This is a genomic window from Photobacterium sanguinicancri (assembly GCF_002265265.1).
In the GTDB taxonomy this organism is placed as follows: domain Bacteria; phylum Pseudomonadota; class Gammaproteobacteria; order Enterobacterales; family Vibrionaceae; genus Photobacterium; species Photobacterium sanguinicancri.
On the sequence record NZ_NOIF01000325.1, the window covers coordinates 1 to 2,278 of the forward strand.

General features: G+C 40.1%; 3 protein-coding genes. 1 reads left to right on the forward strand and 2 read right to left on the reverse strand.

Features of this window, described 5'->3' with window-relative positions; genetic code table 11:
- Nucleotides 1-105: 105 nt before the first annotated feature.
- Entirely contained in the window at nt 106-354 is a 249-nt protein-coding gene (locus ASV53_RS23670; RefSeq protein WP_062689426.1) for a GlsB/YeaQ/YmgE family stress response membrane protein, read from the reverse strand.
- Between the two features lie 211 nt (nt 355-565).
- Here ASV53_RS23670 and ASV53_RS23675 point away from each other — a divergent pair, with 211 nt between their 5' ends.
- A complete protein-coding gene (locus ASV53_RS23675) occupies nt 566-871 on the forward strand; it encodes a hypothetical protein (RefSeq protein ID WP_094958954.1) in 306 nt (101 codons plus the stop codon).
- Here the strand turns inward: ASV53_RS23675 and ASV53_RS23680 are convergent.
- Nucleotides 868-2,278, reverse strand: a 1,411-nt coding sequence (locus tag ASV53_RS23680; protein WP_141226314.1) for a response regulator, incomplete at its 5' end; no start/stop codon positions are given. The two genes, ASV53_RS23675 and ASV53_RS23680, sit on opposite strands and share 4 nt — an antisense overlap.

Genomic DNA, 2,278 nt, shown 5'->3' on the forward strand with positions numbered 1-2,278 from the left:
GAGTATATGCTTTAAAATATAAATGCAGCATGTTTATACGTGCTGCATCAATCAATCGATAGCTTAAACCAAGAAAGAAGCTAATTTCCGCCTTAATTTCGCGCTCTATTTAACAAAGCGGTTATACAGAAATAATATTACAAATGCACCAATCGTTGCCGTAATGATACTGCCTATATTCACACCGTTAGCACTACTAAAACCAAGAAAAGAACCTAACCAGCCACCAACAAAAGCACCACACACACCCAGTACCATTGTCATGACAATACCACCACCATCTTTACCCGGCATTAACCACTTAGCCAACGCACCAGCAATTAGTCCTAATATAATCCACGAAAAAATACCCATAAAACCTCCATTAAACACAGATAGAAAGAGATACCAGCCTAAATCACTTGATGACAAGAATAACGCTGATATTACGTACCACTAAACGTAGTTGTTTTATCGACAATAATCCTTTTCATTTATGAGGAATGTTTTTTTACTCAGCACTGACAATTCATAACAACCCTTGCGGCACACTCGCAGCTCATGCACCAACTCAACAAGATAAATCATGCTAAAAAAACACCTAATAGCAACAGCTTTCGCCTTATCCAGCACATCCGTAGCTGCAGCTCCAGAATTAATGTCACCTGTAGAAATTGAGTTTGGTCAATACGCACACATAGAAACAATTGAAATTGTCGGTAACATCAATGCAAGCTTACTTCGTCTTGTTGATGACTCACTGCAAAGCAACGAGTCTGATTATTATGTCATCAGTGATATTTCTGAAAATGCACAACAAAACACCATGACGATTTCCGTAGATTTATACAACAACATGAATACAACGTCAGACATTGTTGCAATGAATTAATGCGTTGCCGTTTGTTGAGATTGCTTTAAATACTTAATCACAGTCTCACGCAATAGTTTTTGATTGACGGGCTTGGCAAGAAAATCATCCATGCCCGCTTCAAAGCACTTATCTTTTTCTTCTTTCAAAACATTGGCTGTTAACGCAACAATTGGAATTGTGTCACCATTACCTCTATCCGCTTCAATAGTTCGAATACGCCTTGTTGCTTCAAATCCATCCATAACTGGCATTTGGCAATCCATTAAAATCAAATCAAACGCTTGAGATTCAAATTGCTCGACACCTAGTAGGCCGTTTTCAGCAATTGTCACGGTTAACCCAATTTTCTCAAGCATCATTTTGGCAACTTTTTGATTAACGACTGTATCTTCAATAACAAGCACATGCCCTTTACTCGCGTTATCCTTTTCTTTTGCAGGGAAAGTTTGCTCTGGATCTTTCGGGTCGGAGCTCTTCAAATCAGCGGTAATCATTGGTGGCTTTAGCATAGGTACGGCTGGTACCTGACAAGTATTACCTTGCAATACTTGCTCAACTTGCCATTTTAATTCTGACTCTTTGTATGGTCGAGCAAGGACTGCCGAAATACCCGAGGTACGCATTTTCCGTGCATCACTCAAATCTGGTCCAGCGGTAATCATCATCATCACTGGACATTGATCACCAAACTGATGGCGCAATTGGGCGGCCAACACGAAACCGTCCATAACCGGCATCCACTTATCAACCAGAACTAAATCAAATGGGGAGCCGCTTTTTATCGATTCATCTATAAATTGTGCAGCAAGTTCTTCATCTTCACAGCATATTGAATTTGCGCCAAAACCGCATAGCTGTGCTGATGTTATCCTCATATTCATCATGTGGTCATCAACCAATAAAACTTTAGCCCCTGCTAGCGGCTTAGCTGTCGTGGATACTTCAACATCTGTTACAGTCGTCTCGAACGGCTCGCACTCTTCAAGTTGAACCGTAAAGTAAAATTGACTTCCTTTTCCCTCTTCACTTTGTACCAACAGCTCACTACCCATAAGTGAAACCAAGCGCTGACAGATAGCAAGTCCTAAACCACTTCCACCATACTGACGTGTTGTGCTCCCATCTGCTTGTTGAAATTTTTCAAAAATAGTTTGATGCTTATCAGAAGATATACCGATGCCACTATCTACCACTTCAAACTTAACGCTTACCTGTCCTTCAGCCATAGAGACAAAATGTATATTTAATTGGACATGCCCTGTCTCGGTAAATTTAATCGCATTACTGACCAAGTTCACTAAAACTTGACGCAATTGTGTTGGGTCACCTAAAAGCATAGGGGGAACACGACGGTCTATTGAACACTGAAGTAGCAAACCTTTTTCAGCCGCTTTTACTAAAAAAATATTTTCGACATCTTTATTT

Bases quoted from the DNA above. Each gene is read 5' to 3' on its own strand.
- ASV53_RS23670 (WP_062689426.1), bottom strand. From the start codon at position 354: ATGGGTATTTTTTCGTGGATTATATTAGGACTAATTGCTGGTGCGTTG.
- ASV53_RS23675 (WP_094958954.1), top strand. From the start codon at position 566: ATGCTAAAAAAACACCTAATAGCAACAGCTTTCGCCTTATCCAGCACA.